Origin of the sequence: Halolamina rubra (genome assembly GCF_000739555.1) — an archaeon.
GTDB lineage: Archaea > Halobacteriota > Halobacteria > Halobacteriales > Haloferacaceae > Halolamina > Halolamina rubra.
In genome coordinates this window covers 35,445-54,029 of record NZ_BBJN01000033.1, presented here as the reverse complement: position 1 = coordinate 54,029, position 18,585 = coordinate 35,445, and the positions used below count along the sequence as shown (strand labels likewise).

Genomic DNA, 18,585 nt, shown 5'->3' with positions numbered 1-18,585 from the left:
TCAGAAGCCGATCCGGGACTCCGTCGACTTGTGGATGTCGTCGTCCGCGTCGTCCTCGCTCGCGCCCACGCGGACGAACTCGTAGCCGTCGGCGTCGAGGAACACGCCGCCGTCGGCGAGTTCGACGGGGAGCTCGTCGAGCACCGCCCCCTCACAGGGGCCGAACGTGCACTCGCCGCTGTCGCGCTCGAACGTGGCGCCGTGGCGCTTGCAGACGAGCTCGCCGTCCCGGAGGACCGCGCCGTCGCCGGTGTCGAGGTTCACGTCGCGCCAGTGCTGGCAGTAGTTGAACCACGCGGCGACGCCGTCGCCCGCCCGGACGAGGATGGCCTCGCGCTCCTCGCCGCTCTCGCGGTCCGCGACGGTGATCAGGAGGCTGCTGTCGTCCGGTACGGCGTCGAGATCGGCGATGCGTTCCCCGGGAGGCATTGGGAGCCGGTAGTCGAGGGGTTCTGAAGGGCGTTTGGGTCTGTGGTCACGCTGTCGCGCCGGTCGCGGGAGCGCCGAAAGCGGTTTGTCGGCGCCTTCCGAGGGGCAGACTGATGTCCGCGTTCGAGACCGTGATGACCTACGTCGGCGGGGCCGTCTCGATCGGCGGCGTGGCGTTCGCCGCCGCCTTCCTCGGCTACCGAACCGCCGACCCGTTCGCTGCGTCGATAGTCGGCTCGCTGTCGCTCGTCAGTCGCGTCGCCGGCGTCGCCGTCGGCATCGTACTGGCGGTCGCAGGGTTCGTCGTGGCGGTCAGGCTCGGCGACGAGGAGCGCATCGCCGCGGCGCTCGCTGACGAGGGGGAGTGAGAAGGGCCTGCTGTCGGGAGGTAGAAGGTGAATCTTGGGAGGGAGATTCGAACCACGAGGGGTTCGCTCGCTGGCGCTCGCTCCCCCTCTGGGTACAAATCTACTCCGTCGCTACATCCCTGCCGGCCGGACTCACAGCTCACGATGTTCGTTGTTCGTCGTCGGCCGGCAGGAGAATATAGCGGGAGGTAGATTTGAACTACCGATCTCCGGGTTATGAGCCCGGCGGAATCTCCTGGCTATCCCATCCCGCTACCTGTACCAAATCGGGTACGACGGTTAAGCGTTCTGTTTCGGTCGCCCTCTGTCGGTTCTTCCCGGGGTCAGTCAGCGGTCACTCGCCACGTGAACAGGCTCTCGAGCACGTAGTTCAGCAGGAGCGAGCAGCCGATCGCGATCGGGAACGTCGCCAGCTCCCAGAGATCCACGCCGAACGCCGTCAGCGCGATCGGGAGCCGTGTCAGTGCCGCCACCACGCCGACTTGGACGGCGACGCCGCCGCTGCGCACCAGGTTCGACTTCAGGAACCGGCGCAGGATCGCCCAGCCGCCGTCGTCGCCGTGGGCCGCGAACGTCCAGCGCTCGTTGACGACGAACATGACGACGATCGCCACCTCGGCGCCGACCAGCTTCGCGATCTCGGGCGGGACGCCGACGCCGGCGCTCAGCACCGAGCTCGTCGTGAGGTCGAACACGGCGCCGACCGCGCCGACGGAGACGAACTGGCCGAACCGATCGACGGCGAGCAGTTCGTCCGGGATCCCGTTCACTGCCCACCCCGCTCGATCAGGAGTGGTCGGTCGAGCCGTGCGGCCAGCAGCTCGTGGAGTCGATCGCCCCGGACCGCCTTCGCGCGGTGGCGGGCGGCCAGCAGCCCGGTGAACAGCGAGAGCGTGTCGCGCACGGGGTCGACCGTCGACTCGGGCTGGTCCTCCCAGACCACCGGTACCTCGGCGATCTTCCCGCCGAGCGCGCCCGCGATCGCGAGCAGTTCGATGTCCCACGCGAACCCCGACTCGGTGAGGTGGCGCCGGAGCCGCGACCAGAAGTTCGCCGACACCGCCTTCGCGCCGCACTGGTAGTCGTACAGGTCCGGGGTGAGCAGCTGGCGGGCCAGCCACGCGAACCCGTCGCCGAGGAAGCGCCGCAGCGTCTTCTGGTGGGACTGGACGGTCGCCTCGGGGTGGCGTCGCGAGCCGGCCGCGAGGTCGAACTCGCCTGAGGCGACGGGGTCGATCACGTTCGCCACCGAGTCGGCGGGCGTCGAGCCGTCGGCGTCGGCGAACGCCAGCACGTCCGTCGAGAGCGCGTCGAACCCCTCGGTGATGGCGGCGCCCTTCCCGCGGCGGCGGTCCGCGACGTGCACCGTCGCCGGGAGGTCGGCGAGGGCGTCGGCGTCGCCGGGGGCGGGGTCGTCGAGTTCGATCCGGAGCTCGGCGGGGGCGAGTCGCTCGTCGAGCGCGCGGACGTAGCGCGAGAGCCGGGCCACGTCCGGCCGGTAGGCGGGGACCACCACGCCGACGGAGCGGGACATGTGGCGGCGTTCCGCGCGGGTGGGGAAAAAGCGTCCGAACTTCTGTGGCTCTCAGGGGGACGCCGGGCTCAGCCCCACTGCCCGAGGCCGGTCTGCTCCTGGCCGGACTTCACCTCGTCCCACGAGAGCCCCAGCGCCTCGATCACGCGCTCGATCGGCCCCTTGAGCGTCTTGTCGAGCATCTTCGGCCAGTCGATCTCGAACTCCTCGGGCACCTCCTCGGCGTACTCGAAGCAGATCACGTCGGGGTCGCGCTTGAACTCCCGATACAGCGGGTCGGTCTGGGGGTCGAACCCGTGCTCGTTCTCCATGCGCTGCCAGAACTCGGGGTGGACCTTCTTCAGGTAGAGCCGTTTCGGCTTGGAGCCGCGCTGGAAGTTTGTGCCCAGCAGCAGGTTCGCGTACTTCGCGCCCCGGACCTGCGCGGTGTCGGTGTCGTAGGCGTCGAGGCGCTTCCCGATGCCGCCGGGGATGCCGACCTCCTCCAGGTCCGCCTCCCCCTCCTCGAAGGTGGTGATCTCGTCGTGGAGGTACTCCTTCACGTCGTCCAGCTCGCCGCCGCGGACGATCATGTCGATCACCTCCTTCTGGACGCGCTTGGTGACGGGGGCGATGTCCGAGCGCTTGTACTCGAACCCGGTGATGTCGATGTCGTCGACGTCCTTCCCCTCCTTCCAGACGATGTGGCCGGCGTAGCGCTTCTTCTTGCCGGCCTGGAAGAACCGCCGGTAGAGCTTCTCGAACTCGATCTCGAACCGGTGGCTCTCGGCGTTGAGCTCGTCGCTCGCGAAGTCGTCGTAGCGCTCGTTGATGTGCTCCTCGATGCCGAAGGACTGCTCGATGGCGTCCTCCTTGGATACCTCTCCGCCAAGTGACAACATGACGCTGTCCGTGTCGCCGTACGCGACTTCGTGGCCGATCTCCTCGGCGGCGGTCTCGGTGAACTCGATGACCTCCCGGCCCGTCGCCGTCACGGCGGCGGCGCCCTCGGTGTCGTAGAGGCGGAAGCGGTCCCAGCCCGAGACGCCGTACAGCGAGTTCATGATCACCTTCACCCCGCCCTGCTGCCGGTCGTAGCGCTCGTACGCCTCCGAATCCGGCTCGTGCTGGTCGCGGAGCTCCTTCTTCTCCTCGCGCTCGGTGAGGAGCTCGTCGATCATCTCGCGCATGATCCCGTCCGGCTCCTTCCGGAAGTGGGTGCCGTCGGGGGCGCGGTACGTCTCGCCGTCGTACTCCTCGGGGTCGACTTTCGTCTCCGGCGAACTGTTGATCGTCGCCATCGACATCGGGTACAGCGACTTCAGGTCGAGCACGGTGACGTTCTCCATCACGCCGGAGATCGGTTCGAAGACGGCGCCGCCCTCGAACTCCTCGGCGGCCTCCTGCTGCCCCTTCGACGGCAGGCCGAACTCGCCGTACGCCTTGTGCAGCACGTACATGTCGACGGCGTCGCCCGCGGTGGGGGCGTCCTCCAGCTTGCAGCCGACGAACGAGCGCACCTCGTCCCAGAACGCGATCACGGACTGCTTGCGGTCGATCTCGACGCAGAGCTCCACGTCCCGGAGGTTGTACTCCAGCAGCTGCTCGGGGTCCTGCTCCCAGAGGTCGCCGATGTCGCCGGAGTAGTGCTCCTTCCCGACGTCGAGCTCGCGCTCGCCGATGGCGTCGAGGCGGAACGACTCGAGCTCCTTGATCACGATCTGCTTGTAGCCGTACAGCAGGTCGAACACGACCCGGCCCTTCACGTCCGGGCCGCCCCAGTCCGAGCGCCACACCTCGTCGACGCGGGAGAGCCGGTCGACGTCGAGGTCGTAGTCGGTCGAGGGGTCGACCAGCTCCAGCCGGTCGAGCACGTACGGCATGTCGAAGTCCTCGAAGTTCCAGCCCGTGAGCACGTCGGGGTTGGTGTCCTCGACGTACTCGACGAAGGCGTCGAGCATCGCCGGCTCCTCGTCGAACACGCGCACGTCGACGCTGCCCGAGTCGGCGATCTGCTCGTACTCGTCGAGCACCGCGGGGGCGTCGACCTCGGCGTCGGGGGCGTCGAACAGCCAGACGACGTACTCGTCGTCGTAGGAGTCGTGGGAGGTGAGACAGACGATGGGCTCCTCGCCGTCCTCGGGGAAGCCGGAGCGGTCGTCGACTTCGATGTCGAACGTGTTGACTCGCAGGTCGGCCTCGGTCGGGGCGTCGACGGCGACCAGCTCCTCGTCGTCGTAGCGCACCTGGATCCGGCCGTCGTCGAGGCGGCGCTCGGGCACCTGCAGGCCGGCGCTCACGTCCTTGTCGATCAGGAAGCGGTTCGGGAACAGGATGTCCGCCTCGTAGTGTTCGTCGAAGTCGTCACGCATCTGCCCCACGTCGCGGGGCGTTCGGCCGATCACCTTCGTCAGCGGCTCGCCACGGATCGACTCGAAGCGCTCACCGTTGGGGTCCTCCTCGCGGGTGTCGAGGATCGCGTCGTACTCCTCGGTCAGCGCGCGATCCGCGACGTTCTCCGTGGGGACGTAGAAGTACGGCTCCACGCCGAGCACGCGGACGTGTTCGTACTCGTTGTCGGCGGTGCGGCCGAACACGTGGACGACGGGGTACTCCTCGGCGCCGGAGCCCTCGACGGTGTAGTCGACCTGCGTGACCTTCATCCGGACGACTCCGTCGCTGTCGGGGAACTTCAGGTCCGCGGCGTCGACCACCTCGCTGACAGTCTGCCCGGCGTCCCCGGCGACGACGGCCGCCTCCTCGTCGGGCCGGCCCCCGTCGGGAGCCTCGAACTCGTCGAGCCCCCACTGCTCGCTCTCACTCATTGGCGGTGGTTTGCCGGGATGCGTTAAAACGACGGTGGTCCGCGGGCCGGGGTTTCGCACACCCCCGAAAGGCATTTACCCGACTGCTTGGTACTGATTACCATGCCCGACGAGAGCGGTCTGCCGAAGGCGGCATCGGAACGCCCGGGACCGACCGACGACGGCTTCGACACCGTCGAGACGTACGAGGTCGACGGCGGCGTCGTGTTCTACGACGCGGAGGCGCCGCTTGCGTGGCTCCGGAGCGACGCGACGGTGTCGCTCGCGGAGCGGCGCTGAGGCGGACTGGGAACCCTTTTCTCGCTCGCCCCGGGAGGTGACCCGTGAGCGACGACGACCCGGTCGAGGCGTTCGTCGAGGGGACCGTCGAGCCGTTCGACGACGCCGACGACGGCTACGACGGCCCGAAAGCCCGGGACATGGAGGCCGAACTCCGTGAGCGCACCGGTAGCGGTGGCGGCGACGACGTGGAGACCGAAGTCGGCTCGGAGACTGCGTCGGCGTTCTGGGCGGCGGTGATCTACGTCAACGCGGCCGTCCTCCTGATCGCGCTCGGCCCCGTCGTCTACGCGCTCCGGGGCCGCGCGGTCGTTTCCGCGGTACTGGTCGCAGCTGGGCTGGTGGCGTTCTGGCGGGCGTACGGCGTCTACCGCGAGTTCGACGCCGAAGACGCCGACGACGGGGACGACGCAACTGAGAGCGACGAACCCGCCGACGCCACCGACACGGACGACGACCGAGACGAGGACTGAGGCCGCCCCGGAACCGTTTTCCACGCCAACCTCCTGGTGACGAGCGATGCGAACGGTCGAGACTCCCGACGGCGAGCGCCACCTGTTGCTGTCGACGACCGACGGGACCGCACGGCTCCGCGACCCCGCGACGGGCGAGGAGTGGCGCGTCGACGCCGACGCGGTCGAGCCGGTCGCCGACGGGTCGATCGCGGTCGCCGCCGCGGGGATCCCTGAACCGGTCCGGCAGGTCGTGACGGCGGCCCACGACGAGCGAACGCTCGGGGTGCTGGTGCTGCTCGTCGACGACGGGCCGACCGCGGTGGTCGACCTGCTCTCGCAGTCCGGGCTGTGCGAGAGCGACTTCAACGGGCTGTTCGCCGAGCTCCGCGCGGCGGGGCTGGTGGCGGAGTGCCGCGTCGCTGGCGAGCGCGGCTACGCGGCGACCGAGCCGGCCGAAGAAGCGGTCGAACTGCTGCGCGCCGACGGGTCGGCGCCCGACGACGCCTAGTCGTCGCCCTCCAGGATCGCCTCCGCCCGGGCGAGCGTCGCGGCGTCCTCCCGGCGCGCTGTCGAGCGGTTCGTCGTCGTGTCCTTCTCGACGGTGACGAGCTCGTCGGCGGCGTCGACCAGCTCCTCGTCGTGGCTCACGATCAGGATCTGGCGCACGCCGAACCCGCGCATCTCCTCGACGAGGTGGACCAGCCGGGAGACGTGCCCCGAATCCAGGAACACCGTCGGCTCGTCGAGGATCAGCGGCGGCGTCGGCGCCGCGCCCTCGATCCCCTCCGACAGCAGGCGGTAGATCGCACACCGCAGCGAGAGGTTGAACAGCGCGCGCTCGCCGCCGGAGAGCTGCTCGGGTGACAGCGGCGTGCCGTCCTTCTGGTAGACGGTCAGGTCGTACTCGCCGTCGAGCTCGATGTGTGAGTAGGCGTCGTTGCCGTAGGCGAGGTCGAACGTCTCGTTCAGCATCCGTTCGAGCGTCTCGACGTTGCGCTGGCGCAGCTCCGCCCGGAGGTCGCCGTAGGTCCGCTCCAACTGCTCGGTCTCCTCGTGGAGCGACTCTAAGTCGGCGACGGTCTCGGCGAGTTCCTCGCGGTCGTCGCGGAGCTCCTCGAGCTCCCGGATCTCGTTCTCGACGCTGCCGATCTCGCCGGTCAACTCGTCGCGGCGCTCGGCGAGCGAGTCGAGCTTCGCCTCGACTTTCTCGAGGTAGTCGACGGCCTCGTCCCGGTTCTCTCGGGCTTTCTCGACGCGGTCGCGGTCGAACTGCTCGCGGAGCTCGTCGCGGCGCTCCCGGAGCGCCTCCAGTCGGTCGCGGCGCTCGTCGGCGAGTTCGGCCTTGCTCTCGCGCTGCTCCCGCAGCCGGTCGATCTCGTCCTCGTCGTCGTCGATAGCGACGAGGGTGTCGTCGACGGCGTCGAGTCGCTCGCGGCGCCCGTCGACGTCCTCGAGTTCGCCGTCGAGTTCGTCGACGCGCTCCCGGGCCTCCTCGGCGTCGGTTTCGGTTTCGTCGGCCGCGTTCTCGACCTCCTCGGCCTCCGCCGCCAGGTCGTCGGCCTCCTCACGGAGCTCCTCGGCCTCCGCGCGGTCGGCCTCGATCTCGTCCGCGAGCTCCTCGACGCGGGCCTCGAGTAGCTCCCGGCGCTCGTCGAGGGTCGCCGCGCGACTCTCGGCGTCGACGAGGGACTCGGCGTCCTCGATGTCGGCTTTGAGGTCGGCTTTCCGGCCGTTGAGCCGGCCGAGCTCGGCCGACAGCTCCTCGACGCGCTCGCGGTCCGCTTCGAGCGTGTCGACGTGAGGGGAGTCCTCGACTGGCTGGCCACACTCGGGACAGTGTCCTTCCTCGAGCAGTTCCTCGGCCTCCTCGACGCGGTCCCGCGCCGAGGCGAGCTGACCGACCGTCTCCTCTATCTCCGCCTGCACGTCGTCGAGTTCCTCGCGGAGCGCCGCTCGGTGGCTCTCGGCCTCGCCGATATCGACGGGCGCCTCGGCGAACCGGGCCTCGATCTCCTCGCGCTCCGCGACGACCTCCTCCAGGTCTGCACGTAGCTCCTCGAGGTCGGCCTCGTCGGTTTCGGCTTCGCTCTCCAGCTCGTCTGCGCGCTCGCGCTTCTCGCTCGCGTCCTCGCGCAGGCGCTCGGCCTCGTCCCGGCGGCTCTCGGCCTCGCTCTCGAGGCTGGTGACGCGGTCGCGCTGCTCCTGGCGCTGCTCGCGGACCGTCTCCTCCCGGTCGTCGAGCGCCTCGCGTGCGTCGGCGACCGCGTCCTCGGTCGCGTCGTCGATGCCGGCGGCGTCGGCGAGCTCGTCGATCTCGGCCTCACGCTCCTCGATCCTTTCGCGGATCTCGGTGATCTCGTCGAGCAGCGCCTCGCGCTCGCTCTCGGTCTCGCGGATCGACGCCTCGAGCTCCTCGATCTCCTCGCTCAGCTCCTCGAGCTCGCTCTCGCGCTCCTCGGCCTGCTCGATGATCGACTCCGCCTCCTCCTTCGTCTCGCGGGCGTCCTCGCGGTTCCCCTCGAAACGCTCGATCTCGTCGTCGAGCTCCCGAAGATCGCTCTCCAGATCGTTTAGCTGGTCGTGGAGATCCTTCGCCTGCTTCGCCTCGATCTGCTCGTCGAGCTTGTTCAGCCCGCCGCGCTTGTCCGAGAGCACGTCCTCGACCCCCAGCCGGGCGTCGCTGGCGCGCTCGCGGTACTCCTCCAGCTTCCCCAGCTGGAGCAGGTCGTCGATCATCTCCCGGCGCTCCCGCGGGGAGGCGTTGATCAGTCGGTTCACCTCGCCCTGCCGGATGTACGCGCAGTTGCGGAACGAGTCGCTGTCCATCCGGAGCAGCTCCTCGCCGACGAACTTCCGCACGTCGCGGGCGCCCTCGACGACGCCGTCGGGGGCGTCGAGCGTGCAGGTGCGCGTCGAGATCGAGTCGCCGGAGCGCCGGAGCTCCCGTGTGATCTTGAACTCCTCGCCCGCGTGGGTGAACCACAGCTCCACGTCGGTCTCGTCGGCGCCGGTCGTGACCGCGTCGTCGAGGGTGCCGTCGAGCGCTCGCGACCCGTACAGCGCAAAGAAGCAGGCCTCGAGCAGCGAGGATTTCCCGGAGCCGTTGAGCCCGTGGATCACGGTGACGCCGTCCTCGAAGCGCAGGTCCGTGTCGGCGTACGGTTTGAAGTTCCGCAGCCGCAGGCGGTCGAACTTCACAGGTACTCCTCCATGGTGCCCTGCGCCGCGTCGTCCTGTGGTGCCGGTTCCTCGTCGGCCTCGTCGCCACCGCTCTCGCTTTCTCCGGTCGCCCCGCCGTCGACGCCGTCGTCGTCCTCGGCGGCGTCATCGCCCGTCGGGCCGTCCTCGCCCCCGGCGCTCTCGAACGCGTCGGGCTCCTCGTCGAGGAGCTCCGAAACGCGGTTCTTCACCGCCTCGCGCACGTTCGAGTCGGCGACTTTGCTCTCCCGAACCGTCTCGTCGACGCCGCGGGCGGCCGTCGACAAACCCATCTCCGCGACGCGCTCGCTCACCGCGTCGTCGGGGTCGGCGAAGCTGACGCCGATCTCGGCCTCCTCCTCGATCTCCCGGCGGTCGGTGACACGCACGAGCAGCGCGCCCGCCTCCTCGCCGGCCTCCTCGATCGCGGCGGGGGTGACGGGCTCGCCCTCGCCGGTGATCTCGACGATGCAGACCGCGTCCTCCAAATCGTGCTGGCGCACCTGCTCGCGCACGCGATCGACCCCCTCACCGTCGGCGAGGTCGACGGAGACGAACGCGAACGGGCGTGTGTCGAGGCTGCGCCGACGGATGTCGACCTCCCCATCGTTGAACGTGACGAGGTTGTAGCCGCGGGCGTCCTCCTCGCTCGCACTCGCGCGCTCGGTCGACCCGCAGTACGTCACCCACGTCCCCGACACCTCGGCGGTGTCGGGTTTGTGGTTGTCGCCGAGCAGCATCGCGTCGAACTCGATCGACGATTCGGAGAGCACCGTTTCGGTGTCCCACTCGCCGAACTCGAAGGGAGTGAACAGGCCGTGGGAGACCAGCGCCGCGTGGTCGGCGTCGTGGTCGGCGAACTCGTACTCGAGGTCGTCTCGGCGCGACTCCGGAACCCAGTCGAGCCCGTAGAACGCGGTGTCGCCGACGATCTCGGGCGTGTCGTCGAGCCGCGTCGCGAGCCCGGTCCCCTCGAACAGGTCCAGCCACTCGCCGGACCGGGTGGCCTCGTGGTTCCCGACGACGGCGAGGAACGGGATGCCGGCGTCGTCCAGTCGCCGGAGCGCCGAGAGCACGGCCATCAGGTCCGGCAGTTCGGGCCGGCGGTCGTGGAACAGGTCGCCGGCGTGCACCACCGCGTCGACGCCCTCCTCGACGGCGTCGTCGACTACGGCGTCGAACGCCCGGCGGAAGTCCGCCCGGCGCTCGGGGGAGTGGTACTGCTGGTAGCCGACGTGGGTGTCGCCCGTGTGTATCACCCGAGTCATCTGCCCACGGCTACGACCCCTCCCGGGAAGAGCGTTGCGCGAGCGGGGTGGAAGTGGTCGGCCCCCCGACGAGGATCACTCACGCTCCTGGCCGGCCGCGTCGCGGAACGCCTCCAGCGTCGACAGCACTGCCCGACCCCGCGTCGCGAGCGCGTCGTCACCGCGACCGTCGGCGTCCTCGACGGCGCGGCGGAGCTCGGCCTCGCGGCCGGCGTCGACGAACGCCGCCGCCGTGCTCACGCGCTCCATCGCCGCCTCGGCGTCGGCGACGACGCTTCGGGAGTCCGTGTCGTCGGTGTCGCGCTCGCGGTGTCGGGCGGCGCCGCTGGCCAGTCGGGCCAGCGCCCGTGCGACTGCGTCCGGGTCGGTCACGGCGGGCTTGGTCGCCCAATCCCACTTGAGGATTCGGGTGGATACGGGGGACAGCGGCGCTGTGCTTGCGGTCCGTCCCGCGGTGGATTCCGACGGGACCCGAAGCCTCATAAGAGTCAGCCGCTTACGGTCCGCCAATGAGCGATACGGTTGACGACGTCGAACTCCCCTACGAGGAGACGGCGTCGCAACAGGAGAAGATCGAGTCCCTGCGCGAGCGTCTCGAGGATCTGGAGGACCAGAACGAGCAGATGCGTGACAGCCTGCTCGACGCGAACGCCGAGAACAACAAGTACCAGCAGAAGCTCGAACGGCTCTCCCACGAGAACGAGAAGCTCAAGCAGTCGCCGCTGTTCGTCGCGACGGTCCAGGAGATCAACGACGACGGCGTCGTCATCAAGCAGCACGGCAACAACCAGGAGGCGCTGACGGAGGTCACCGACGAGATGCGGGAGGAGATCGAGCCCGACGACCGCGTCGCGGTGAACAACTCGCTGTCGGTCGTCCAGAAGCTCACCCGCGAGACGGACGTGCGGGCCCGCGTGATGCAGATCGACCACTCGCCGGACGTGACCTACGGCGACATCGGCGGCCTGCAGGACCAGATGCGCGAGGTGCGCGAGACGGTCGAACTGCCGCTCCAGCAGCCCGAGACGTTCGACACGGTCGGCATCCAGCCCCCGAGCGGGATCCTGCTCCACGGCCCGCCCGGGACGGGGAAGACGATGCTCGCGAAGGCGGTCGCCAACGAGACCGACGCGAGCTTCATCAAGATGGCCGGCTCCGAGCTCGTCCACAAGTTCATCGGCGAGGGCGCCAAGCTCGTCCGCGACCTGTTCGAGGTCGCCCGCGAGAACGAGCCCGCGGTCATCTTCATCGACGAGATCGACGCGATCGCCTCGAAGCGGACCGACTCGAAGACTTCCGGCGACGCCGAGGTCCAGCGCACGATGATGCAGCTCCTCTCCGAGATGGACGGGTTCGACGAGCGCGGCGACATCCGAATCATCGCGGCGACGAACCGCTTCGACATGCTGGACGAGGCGATCCTCCGCCCCGGTCGCTTCGACCGCCTCATCGAGGTGCCCAAGCCCGACCCCGAGGGTCGCGAGCTCATCTTCCAGATCCACACCCGCGACATGAACGTCGCCGACGACGTGGACTTCGCCGAACTCGCGGAACTGACCGAGGACGCCTCCGGCGCCGACGTGAAAGCGATCTGCACCGAGGCCGGGATGTTCGCGATCCGCGACGACCGCACCGAGATCGAGCGCCGGGACTTCGAGGAGGCCTGGGCGAAGCTCCAGGGGACCGACGCCGTCGAGGCCGGCGAGTCGCCCGCGTTCGCCTGATCGGCGCGTCGCCGGCTTTTCCTTCCCGCCTTCCTGTCGGGTAGCTATGCCCGAGGATCTCTCCACGGCCCAGCAGCAGGTGGCCGCGTTCGTCGACGAGAACGGGATGCACGCCCCGCCCGCCTACCGCCTGCTCGACCTCGCCGCCGAAGTCGGTGAGGTGGCGGCCGACGCCGCCGAATCGAGCGAGTACGGCCACTCGCCGGCGTCGCTCTCCGTGCCGGAAGACGAACTCGGCGACGCGCTGTTCGCGCTGCTCGCGCTAGCGGACGAACTCGACGTCGACGCCGGCGACGCGCTCGAGACGTCGCTCTCGAAGTACGAGACGCGGATCGAGAACGGCGGCGACGCCGGCTCCGGCGCCTAGAGCAGGTAGAAGATCGCCGTCGGCACCGCGAACAGCAGCAGCGTCATCGCCACCAGGATCAGTCCGTAGCCACCGAGAGTGCCTGCGAGCGCGCGCCACGACGGGTGGTCGGTGTCCATACCGACACGGGGGCGCGCCCGAACTTAGTTCTCCCGGGTCGGTCGACGCCGCCGGTCAGCCGATGTACCGCAGTTCCTCGTCGCTGGGGCCGGCGCCGCCGCCCTCCTGCATCTGCTGGATCTTGCTCACGACCTCCTCCATCTCCTCGGCGCGCTTCTCGAGCGCAGCGAAGTCGACGCGGAACTCGAGCTGCTGCTCCAGCGTCTCCAGCACCGCCTGCGCGCTCTTGGGGTCGACGAGGTAGCCGCTCGTCTCGCCCATCAGGCAGGCCACGTCGAGATCGCGGCGGCCGCCGAGACCGAGCAGTAGCCCCGAGACGCCGACGATGCCGCCCGCCGGCTCGTCGCCGCGGAACTCGACGCCGGCGTCGGAGAGCGACTCGGTCAGTTCGGGGTCGCTGACGGCGCCGAGGACGTTGTGCTCCTCGATCAGTTCGCCCGTCGGGACGCCGCCGAGCGCGTACGCCTCCTCGACGCCGAACCCTTCGGCCACGTCCAGGAACGCCTCCGTCAGCTGGTAGTGACCCTTGTTGCTCCCGGCCTGGTGGTTGCCGGTGAGCACGAGCAGGTCGCGGTCGGTCGGGACGGTGCCGGGGTCCTCGTCCTCGGCGTCGTCGCCGTCCTCGGTCTCGGCTTCACCCTCGGCGTCGACCTCGCCGCCGTCGGCGAGCGCGTCGCCCTCGGGGTTCTCGTCGTCCGCGTCGGCTTCGCCGTCGTCGGCTTCCTCGTCGTCCTCGTCGTCGACGTCGGTCGGCGTCGGCGAGGAGAGGTCGACGGCGTGGAAGGAGGCGTGGGTCAGCGAGGCGACGCCGTCGTCGTCCACGTCGACCTGCGGGGGGAACTCGTCGGCGTACACCCGGCGGACGAGCGTGCTCTCGAACTCCTCCAGCAGGTGCTCGGCGGCGAGTTTGCCGACGTGGCCGACGCCGGGCAGCCCCTCGACCAGTACGGGCTCCCGGAGGTCGGGGTCCGCGACGGTCTCGATGTCGATGGGTTCCATACACTCGAATGGTCCACCGGCGGGTAAAGGTGCGTCGAAACCCTCAGTTCGTGTCAGGACCGGCGTCGCGGGCCCGGCGGCGGTACTCGCCGTACGGGTCCGCGGGGTCGAACGGCGCGGGCGCGGAGTTGATCGCCTCGGCGCCGCAGTCGGGACACGTCGGAGAAAGCGTGTAGACGGGTCGTTCGTGTTCGGACTCCCACGCCGAACAGACGCGGATGTCCGACTTCGTCATTCGTCGTCTTCCTTGCGCTCGCGGTGGTACTCGGCGGTGCCGCCGAGTTCCTCGATCGCGGTTTCGGCGCGTGCCGCGGCGGCCTCGAGTTCGGCCTCGGCGGTCTTGTAGTCGGGCGCCTGCACCTCGATGCGGTACTCCGGGGCGCCGACGTAGGAGACCTCGAGCTCGACCTCCTCGGGCACGTCGTGGTCGCCCTCGCCGGCGGCGGCTCGGAGCGCCTCCTTCACGTCGTCGACGCCGTCGGGACCGGGCGAGCGGATGTCGACGTAGCCGGTGACGTTGACGTACGGCACCGAGACGTTCTCGCGGGCGGTCTGGACGACCGCCTGGGCGTCCTCGTCCGCGAGGTCGACGCCCTCGAGCGCCTCCATCCCGTGGACGGCGGCCTCCTCGAACGCCTCGTACAGCGAGTCGTACTCGACCAGCAGTGACTCGACCACGTCGTCGCGGTCGTGGTCCTCGCCGAAGGCGAGCTCCATCCACTTGTCCGCTTTCTGCTGGTTCTTCCAGCGCTGGATCGTCTCCTTGCGCTGGTGCTCGTTCACGTCCTTCAGCGACAGGTCGACCTGCTGGGCCGACTCGTCGACTTCGAGCACCTTCGCGACGACCGTGCGACCGACGCTGACGTGGTCGCGGACGTTCTTGATCCAGCCGGAGGCGACCTCCGAGATGTGGACCAGCCCGCGGTGCTCGTAGCCCTCCATGTCGACGAACACGCCGAAGTCGGCGATCTCGTCGACGGTTCCGACTACGAGCTCACCCGGTTCGGGCCACTCGTTCCCCGCCATGTGGTGCTATCGCGCCTCGACGACGTCGGCGACTTCGCCGTTGATGTCGGCCTTCCCGCCGGTCGGCGTCGCCAGCGTGGTGCCACAGACGGCGCAGTTGACCGTCGTGGACGCGTTCTGGAAGACGATCTGCTCGTTCTCGCAGTCCGGACAGACGACGGTGACGAAGCTCCCCGTCATTCCTGGAACTCCAGGCGGCCGGTCCGCCACCCTTCTCGCATGTGGGCCTTGTTGCAGTCCGAGCAGATGTACTTCAGGTGGGTCTTCTTGGTCGGCTTGTTGCCGGCCGGCACCTTCGAGAACTTCCCGGAGTTCCCGATGACTTTCTTGCCGCGCTTCTGCTGGCGGGCGGCCCACTTCATCCCGGTCTGGCGGCCGGATCGAACCTTCTCGACCTCGTGTTCGTGGTGGGCGTCACAGTGCGGACAGTACGTGTTCATGCGGCGTGGCATCTCCATGGATATTCGCCTCTTGGCGGCGACTTCGGGAGGCGCAGTTAAAACCCGTTTGGTCTCGACCGGCGGGGGAGCGAAGCGGTTAAGGAACGTCTCGGCGAACCCAAGCGCATGAAGCAGCTCATCGTCCACGGCGACGCGGGGGTCCGACGCGACGACGTCATCGAGGTCGACGGGGAAGAGCTGATCTGTTTCGGCGTCAACCGACAGGGCGACTGGCACGGCCCCGACGAGCCCCAGCTGTGGTGTACGGTCGGCACCGAGGAGGACCGCGAGACGTACGACAAGCGGCAGTACGTCCCCCACTGGCTCGACACCGAGAGCGTCGACGCCGAGGACGTCGAGATCGTGAGCGAGAAGAACCCGCTGAACGTCTAACGCCGATCGCGGCTCGCGACCCGCCGCGGCCTCCGTGCCGCGGCGTCGGAGCGTGCTGCCGCGATCGTGTAAAACCGAAAACCGCGGCTCGCGATCCGCCGCGGCCTCTGTGCCGCGGCGTCGGAGCGTGCTGCCGCGATCGTGTAAAACCGAAAACGGCGGCTCGCGACCCGTCGCGACCTCCGTGCCGCGGCGCCGGAGCGTATGCCGTCGTCGTGAAAAACCGAAAACCGCGGCTCGAGGCCAGCCGCCAGAGTTCGCGGACGGTTTCAATAGCTCCGGTACACCTTTATTTTTGGCGTGGTTCGGTCAGATTATGGTTCCCGCGAGGCGTGGTTCCGACCCGCCACCGACCGACAGGCTCGTCACGTACTCGATCGATCGTGACGAGACGGCCGTCGAGGCCGTGACCGCGGCGTTCGACGCGCTCGAGACCGACGTTCGGGAGCGGGAGACGACGCTCTACGACCACGTCGCGACCGACGCCATGGACGAACTGTTCGCCGCGGAGATGCCGGTTCGCCTGGAGCTCTCGATCTGGCACCACCCGGTCGTCCTGACGCCCGAGACGGTCAGGGTCTACGAAGTCCCCGACGAGTGACCGAGGTGGCCACTCACTCGGGCAACTCCGACGCCGTCACCTCGTAGACGACGACGTCCCCTTCGACGAACACGGGCTCGTACCCCTCGCGATCGCTGAAGTTCACCAGTTCGTTGCCGTACCGCCCGCGCTCGGCGGCGCCGACCCAGACGTACTCCACCTCGTGCTCGCGGATCACCGACGCCGCCTCGGCGGGCGAGCCGGTGTACAGCGCGTCGACGGCCTCCGCCCGGGCGTAGTAGGCGTCCGGCCCGCGGTAGCCGACCTCGTGGGCCCAGCCGGCGACCGTGGGGACGCCCGTGAGGCTGGCGGCGATGGAGGCCTCCCAGCTGTACATGCCGGGCTCGCCGCCGGTGCCGGGCGCGGAGACGATCACCGTCTCGCCGTCGGCGTTCCGGTCGAGCCAGTCGACCGCCGCGAGCTCGCTCTCGTCGTACCAGCTCGGCATCGAGGTGGCGTCGAGCGTCGGCTCTTCGGCGCCCGCGAAGTGGCCCGAGAGCGCGAACCCGCCGTACAGCGAGGTGGTCACGACGAGCACCGCGACCAACACCGGCGCGGCGACCCCGCGGCCGAGGGCTGGGCGGTCCGCGGCTTGGACTGCCTGCCCCGCACGACCGAGCAGGCCCGCGACGGCGGCGCCGGCGGCGACGCCCCAGAACGCCCAGATCTGCATGTACGTCTTGAACACCGTGTTCATCCGGAGCGGCCCGGCCTGCTCGTTGACGAACACGAACTCGACGATCGTGACCAGCCCCGCGCCGGCGACGATCAGCACCGTCTCGTACCCCGCGTCGCGGAACCGGAGGACGGCCCAGCCCAGCACCAGCAGCGGGAGCGTGAAGGCCAGCACGTCCAGCGGGAGCGTGATCGTCACGGCGGCGACGGCGACGATCGCCAGCGCCAGCGACCAGCGCCGGTCGCGCTCGACTCGCCCGAGCAGGTAGAGCCCGAACACGACGAGGAAGGCGCCGTGGACGGCGAACAGTTCGAGCACCCCGCTTCGCGCCGCGGCGGGGAGGAACTCGATCGTCCGACTGCTCCCGCCGGTCATCGTCGCCGCGAGGAACGGCGCCGCGAGCACGGCCGCGACCGCGCCGAGGGCGCCGACGACGCCCAGCGGAACGAGCAGGCGTTCGAGTTCCTCGAGCGCACGGGCGGCCGGGTCGTCGCCCGATGCGGCCGGCGACTCCGCGCCCGATTCGCCCAGGGAGTCCGCTGCCCGCCGGCGGAGCGTCCGGACGCGCTCGGCGACGCCGGGCGGGAGCAGCGCGGTCGGGCTCGCGGGCGCGAGCGCCAGCGCGAGGTAGGTGATCCCGAACACCGAGGGGAAGCTCCAGGTGCTCGTGACGATCTGGAACAGCCCGAGCAGTGGAACCACGGCCAGCAGCCCCAGCCGGCGCCGGCGCTCGTCGGCGGGAGTCAGGTAGAGCGCGAACCCCAGCGCCGCCGCGAGCAGGAGGAACGGCGTCCCCATCATGTGGGCGTGCATGTCGCCGTTGAGCCACGCGAACAGCGGGAACTCGTTGATCGTCGGGAACGTGTCGCCGTCGACGCTGTCGGTGATCACGCGGCTGGCGTTCCAGTAGCTGAACCCCTCGCCCGACAGCGGGAGCACTTTGATCCCGGGCGCGATCGACTCGCGGAGGCCGGGGGGAAGGAGCCCGAGAAGGAGCCGACCGATCGTGGCGAGGTTGCTCGCGAAGCCGACGAAGAAGGCGGCGAACGCGCCGCCAAGCGTGGCGTCGACGCCGCGCTCGGCCGCGACGTTGCTCGCGAGGTCGTACGCCGCGGTCACGAGCATCGCGTAGAACCCAGCGAGCGCGAGGTTGTACGCCAGTTCCGGCGCCGTGCCGGTCAGGTAGGTGAGGATCGCCGCGACGAGGTGGCCGCCGTAGTAGTACTGCACCGGCTCGCCCGCGAACCAGAAGTCCTCCGGCGGGAGCGCCCCCGAACGCAGCAGCGTCCGGAGCATCCCGAAGTCGAGGTACTTCTCGCCGCCGCTGGCGTGGACCGCCGGGTCGGCGCTCCGGATCGCGACGAGGAACAGGAAGGCGGCGACGAACACGACCGCGGTCTCGGCGACGACGCGGCGATCGACGCCGAGGTCGTCGGCGAGTCGTGGCTCCCCATCCCGCAGCGCCTCGCGGTCCAGCCCCAGCGCGGCGGCGACGCCGACGAGGACGGCGACGCCCGCAGCCACCGTGAGCGGGCCGAAGGAGAGCTTGCCGAGCCAGTACACCGGGAGCCAGATCGTCACCAGCGCCGCCGGGAGCGCGAAGCCGACGCCGCGGCTCCGGAAGCGGGCGAACAGCCGGGCCGCGAGCGGGTAGCCGAGCACCGCCAGCCCCGCGAAAACCGACAGCCAGACGAGCACGGCGAGATACTGCATTGCCGGAACCCGTGGCCCGAACCGGGAAACCCCTTTCGGGTGTCGGCGCAAGCGGCCGTACTCACCGCCGGAACGGACCCGGAAAATCCGCGCTGTTGCGGCGAGCCTCCTGAAACGGCACGACCCGGACACCGTCGCAGATCTTCCCGATTCAGAAAATCATTTTTCCAGACTCGAAATTACTCGGGGGG

Annotated in this window: 22 protein-coding genes and 1 tRNA gene; 8 read left to right on the top strand and 15 right to left on the bottom strand. The window is 69.5% G+C overall.

The genetic code is table 11. The annotated features are described in order from the left end of the window. Positions 1-429, bottom strand: coding sequence for a Rieske (2Fe-2S) protein (locus ACP95_RS09490; protein WP_049980973.1), 429 nt, complete (start codon positions 427-429; stop codon positions 1-3). Positions 430-542: 113 nt separating this feature from the next. Here ACP95_RS09490 and ACP95_RS09485 point away from each other — a divergent pair, with 113 nt between their 5' ends. After that, entirely contained in the window at positions 543-797 is a 255-nt protein-coding gene (locus tag ACP95_RS09485) for a hypothetical protein (protein ID WP_049980972.1), read from the top strand. A gap of 179 nt (positions 798-976) precedes the next feature. Here ACP95_RS09485 and ACP95_RS09480 read toward each other — a convergent pair. From ACP95_RS09480 to ACP95_RS09465, 4 genes are all read right to left on the bottom strand, one after another. After that, positions 977-1,051 (bottom strand) — tRNA-Met (locus tag ACP95_RS09480). A 69-nt stretch (positions 1,052-1,120) separates the two neighbouring features. Beyond that, a complete protein-coding gene (locus ACP95_RS09475) occupies positions 1,121-1,567 on the bottom strand; it encodes a GtrA family protein (RefSeq protein ID WP_049980971.1) in 447 nt (148 codons plus the stop codon). After that, positions 1,564-2,331, bottom strand: coding sequence for a glycosyltransferase (locus ACP95_RS09470; RefSeq protein ID WP_049980970.1), 768 nt, complete (start codon positions 2,329-2,331; stop codon positions 1,564-1,566). The genes ACP95_RS09475 and ACP95_RS09470 overlap by 4 nt, the downstream gene beginning before the upstream one ends. A 68-nt stretch (positions 2,332-2,399) precedes the next feature. Then, positions 2,400-5,135 (bottom strand): DNA-directed DNA polymerase, encoded by a 2,736-nt coding sequence (locus tag ACP95_RS09465; protein WP_049980969.1) that lies wholly within the window; start codon positions 5,133-5,135, stop codon positions 2,400-2,402. Between the two features lie 102 nt (positions 5,136-5,237). On the opposite strand from ACP95_RS09465, the gene ACP95_RS16115 reads away from it, so the two are divergent. From ACP95_RS16115 to ACP95_RS09455, 3 genes are read left to right on the top strand one after another with little or no spacing between them, the layout of a single operon-like run. Further along, entirely contained in the window at positions 5,238-5,414 is a 177-nt protein-coding gene (locus ACP95_RS16115) for a DUF7331 family protein (protein ID WP_202593814.1), read from the top strand. Between the two features lie 44 nt (positions 5,415-5,458). After that, positions 5,459-5,887, top strand: coding sequence for a DUF7322 domain-containing protein (locus tag ACP95_RS09460; RefSeq protein ID WP_049980968.1), 429 nt, complete (start codon positions 5,459-5,461; stop codon positions 5,885-5,887). Between the two features lie 46 nt (positions 5,888-5,933). Next, a complete protein-coding gene (locus ACP95_RS09455; protein WP_049980967.1) occupies positions 5,934-6,377 on the top strand; it encodes a DUF7346 family protein in 444 nt (147 codons plus the stop codon). Here the strand turns inward: ACP95_RS09455 and rad50 are convergent. From rad50 to ACP95_RS09440, 3 genes are all read right to left on the bottom strand, one after another. After that, positions 6,374-9,067 carry a DNA double-strand break repair ATPase Rad50 gene (rad50, locus tag ACP95_RS09450; protein ID WP_049980966.1) on the bottom strand — a complete coding sequence of 898 codons (2,694 nt, stop codon included), beginning with the start codon at positions 9,065-9,067 and terminating at the stop codon, positions 6,374-6,376. The two genes, ACP95_RS09455 and rad50, sit on opposite strands and share 4 nt — an antisense overlap. Beyond that, positions 9,064-10,335 (bottom strand): DNA double-strand break repair protein Mre11, encoded by a 1,272-nt coding sequence (gene mre11, locus ACP95_RS09445; RefSeq protein WP_049980965.1) that lies wholly within the window; start codon positions 10,333-10,335, stop codon positions 9,064-9,066. The genes rad50 and mre11 overlap by 4 nt, the downstream gene beginning before the upstream one ends. Before the next feature lie 75 nt (positions 10,336-10,410). Continuing rightward, entirely contained in the window at positions 10,411-10,707 is a 297-nt protein-coding gene (locus ACP95_RS09440) for a hypothetical protein (protein ID WP_049980964.1), read from the bottom strand. Between the two features lie 137 nt (positions 10,708-10,844). Between ACP95_RS09440 and pan1 the strand changes: the two genes are divergently transcribed. Together pan1 and ACP95_RS09430 are read left to right on the top strand one after the other, a co-directional pair. Beyond that, a complete protein-coding gene (pan1, locus tag ACP95_RS09435; protein ID WP_049980963.1) occupies positions 10,845-12,059 on the top strand; it encodes a proteasome-activating nucleotidase Pan1 in 1,215 nt (404 codons plus the stop codon). A 46-nt stretch (positions 12,060-12,105) separates the two neighbouring features. After that, positions 12,106-12,426, top strand: coding sequence for a MazG nucleotide pyrophosphohydrolase domain-containing protein (locus ACP95_RS09430; RefSeq protein WP_049980962.1), 321 nt, complete (start codon positions 12,106-12,108; stop codon positions 12,424-12,426). Here the strand turns inward: ACP95_RS09430 and ACP95_RS16470 are convergent. From ACP95_RS16470 to ACP95_RS09405, 6 genes are read right to left on the bottom strand one after another with little or no spacing between them, the layout of a single operon-like run. Continuing rightward, a complete protein-coding gene (locus ACP95_RS16470) occupies positions 12,423-12,545 on the bottom strand; it encodes a hypothetical protein (RefSeq protein WP_272913170.1) in 123 nt (40 codons plus the stop codon). The genes ACP95_RS09430 and ACP95_RS16470 overlap by 4 nt on opposite strands. A gap of 55 nt (positions 12,546-12,600) precedes the next feature. Continuing rightward, complete coding sequence (locus tag ACP95_RS09425; RefSeq protein ID WP_049980961.1) at positions 12,601-13,545, bottom strand: PAC2 family protein; 945 nt, start codon at positions 13,543-13,545, stop codon at positions 12,601-12,603. A 43-nt stretch (positions 13,546-13,588) separates the two neighbouring features. Continuing rightward, on the bottom strand, positions 13,589-13,780 hold the full coding sequence (locus ACP95_RS09420) for an RNA-protein complex protein Nop10 (protein WP_049980960.1): 192 nt from the start codon (positions 13,778-13,780) through the stop codon (positions 13,589-13,591). After that, a complete protein-coding gene (locus tag ACP95_RS09415; RefSeq protein ID WP_049980959.1) occupies positions 13,777-14,571 on the bottom strand; it encodes a translation initiation factor IF-2 subunit alpha in 795 nt (264 codons plus the stop codon). Before ACP95_RS09415 ends, ACP95_RS09420 begins: the two co-directional genes overlap by 4 nt. 6 nt (positions 14,572-14,577) lie before the next feature. After that, entirely contained in the window at positions 14,578-14,751 is a 174-nt protein-coding gene (locus ACP95_RS09410; protein WP_049980958.1) for a 30S ribosomal protein S27e, read from the bottom strand. Beyond that, positions 14,748-15,029 (bottom strand): 50S ribosomal protein L44e, encoded by a 282-nt coding sequence (locus ACP95_RS09405; RefSeq protein WP_049980957.1) that lies wholly within the window; start codon positions 15,027-15,029, stop codon positions 14,748-14,750. The genes ACP95_RS09410 and ACP95_RS09405 overlap by 4 nt, the downstream gene beginning before the upstream one ends. A gap of 108 nt (positions 15,030-15,137) precedes the next feature. Here ACP95_RS09405 and ACP95_RS09400 point away from each other — a divergent pair, with 108 nt between their 5' ends. Together ACP95_RS09400 and ACP95_RS09395 are read left to right on the top strand one after the other, a co-directional pair. Further along, positions 15,138-15,404, top strand: coding sequence for an HAH_0734 family protein (locus tag ACP95_RS09400; protein WP_049980956.1), 267 nt, complete (start codon positions 15,138-15,140; stop codon positions 15,402-15,404). A 316-nt stretch (positions 15,405-15,720) separates the two neighbouring features. Continuing rightward, positions 15,721-16,005 (top strand): hypothetical protein, encoded by a 285-nt coding sequence (locus ACP95_RS09395; RefSeq protein ID WP_049980955.1) that lies wholly within the window; start codon positions 15,721-15,723, stop codon positions 16,003-16,005. A 13-nt stretch (positions 16,006-16,018) separates the two neighbouring features. On the opposite strand, the gene ACP95_RS09390 is transcribed toward ACP95_RS09395, so the two are convergent. Beyond that, positions 16,019-18,394, bottom strand: coding sequence for a DUF2298 domain-containing protein (locus ACP95_RS09390; RefSeq protein ID WP_049980954.1), 2,376 nt, complete (start codon positions 18,392-18,394; stop codon positions 16,019-16,021). Positions 18,395-18,585: the final 191 nt, after the last annotated feature.

Excerpts from the sequence above, each read along its gene's own strand:
- ACP95_RS09490 (WP_049980973.1), bottom strand. The coding sequence starts at position 429 with ATGCCTCCCGGGGAACGCATCGCCGATCTCGACGCCGTACCGGACGAC.
- ACP95_RS09405 (WP_049980957.1), bottom strand. The coding sequence starts at position 15,029 with ATGGAGATGCCACGCCGCATGAACACGTACTGTCCGCACTGTGACGCC.
- ACP95_RS09415 (WP_049980959.1), bottom strand. The coding sequence starts at position 14,571 with ATGGCGGGGAACGAGTGGCCCGAACCGGGTGAGCTCGTAGTCGGAACC.
- ACP95_RS09420 (WP_049980960.1), bottom strand. The coding sequence starts at position 13,780 with ATGACGAAGTCGGACATCCGCGTCTGTTCGGCGTGGGAGTCCGAACAC.
- pan1 (WP_049980963.1), top strand. The coding sequence starts at position 10,845 with ATGAGCGATACGGTTGACGACGTCGAACTCCCCTACGAGGAGACGGCG.
- ACP95_RS09425 (WP_049980961.1), bottom strand. The coding sequence starts at position 13,545 with ATGGAACCCATCGACATCGAGACCGTCGCGGACCCCGACCTCCGGGAG.
- mre11 (WP_049980965.1), bottom strand. The coding sequence starts at position 10,335 with ATGACTCGGGTGATACACACGGGCGACACCCACGTCGGCTACCAGCAG.
- ACP95_RS09485 (WP_049980972.1), top strand. The coding sequence starts at position 543 with ATGTCCGCGTTCGAGACCGTGATGACCTACGTCGGCGGGGCCGTCTCG.
- ACP95_RS09470 (WP_049980970.1), bottom strand. The coding sequence starts at position 2,331 with ATGTCCCGCTCCGTCGGCGTGGTGGTCCCCGCCTACCGGCCGGACGTG.
- ACP95_RS09390 (WP_049980954.1), bottom strand. The coding sequence starts at position 18,394 with ATGCAGTATCTCGCCGTGCTCGTCTGGCTGTCGGTTTTCGCGGGGCTG.
- ACP95_RS16115 (WP_202593814.1), top strand. The coding sequence starts at position 5,238 with ATGCCCGACGAGAGCGGTCTGCCGAAGGCGGCATCGGAACGCCCGGGA.
- ACP95_RS09455 (WP_049980967.1), top strand. The coding sequence starts at position 5,934 with ATGCGAACGGTCGAGACTCCCGACGGCGAGCGCCACCTGTTGCTGTCG.
- ACP95_RS16470 (WP_272913170.1), bottom strand. The coding sequence starts at position 12,545 with ATGGACACCGACCACCCGTCGTGGCGCGCGCTCGCAGGCACTCTCGGT.
- ACP95_RS09430 (WP_049980962.1), top strand. The coding sequence starts at position 12,106 with ATGCCCGAGGATCTCTCCACGGCCCAGCAGCAGGTGGCCGCGTTCGTC.
- ACP95_RS09395 (WP_049980955.1), top strand. The coding sequence starts at position 15,721 with ATGGTTCCCGCGAGGCGTGGTTCCGACCCGCCACCGACCGACAGGCTC.
- ACP95_RS09410 (WP_049980958.1), bottom strand. The coding sequence starts at position 14,751 with ATGACGGGGAGCTTCGTCACCGTCGTCTGTCCGGACTGCGAGAACGAG.
- ACP95_RS09465 (WP_049980969.1), bottom strand. The coding sequence starts at position 5,135 with ATGAGTGAGAGCGAGCAGTGGGGGCTCGACGAGTTCGAGGCTCCCGAC.
- ACP95_RS09400 (WP_049980956.1), top strand. The coding sequence starts at position 15,138 with ATGAAGCAGCTCATCGTCCACGGCGACGCGGGGGTCCGACGCGACGAC.